This window comes from Vibrio sp. T9, assembly GCF_003123985.1.
GTDB lineage: Bacteria > Pseudomonadota > Gammaproteobacteria > Enterobacterales > Vibrionaceae > Vibrio > Vibrio diabolicus.
Window position 1 is genome coordinate 1 of the sequence record NZ_NIGY01000077.1, and the last position, 412, is coordinate 412.

Here is a 412-nt window from a genome sequence, read left to right on the forward strand (position 1 = left end):
GCCGCGAGACACACGCGCTCGACCTGCTCCGCCGTCCGGAACTGAACTACGTCACCCTCACCGGCGTCCCCGAGCTGGGACCGCCCGTGGACGACGCCGAGGTCGCTACCCAGGTGGAAGTGCAGGCGAAGTACTCCGGCTACCTGGAGCGTCAGCGCGACGAAATCGAGCGCCAGCGTCGACACGAGGCCACCGCCATTCCCGAAGGCTTCGACTACGACCGCGTGCGGGGACTCTCCGCGGAGGTCTTGCTCAAGCTGAAGCGGGCGCTTCCGGTGACGATTGGCCAGGCATCGCGCATCAGTGGCGTGACGCCGGCGGCGATTTCGCTTTTGCTGGTGCACCTGAAGCGCCGCGCCGCGTAAGCGGCGCATGTGCCAACCAGCAGTCGGCGGCGCTTCGGTCCATCTGG

1 pseudogene is annotated in these 412 nt (G+C 68.0%); it reads left to right on the forward strand.

Going from position 1 to position 412, the window contains the following annotated elements:
- A pseudogene (gidA, locus tag CBX98_RS25495) lies at positions 1-365 on the forward strand (tRNA uridine-5-carboxymethylaminomethyl(34) synthesis enzyme MnmG); the annotation flags it as partial.
- Between the last annotated feature and the right edge of the window lie 47 nt (positions 366-412).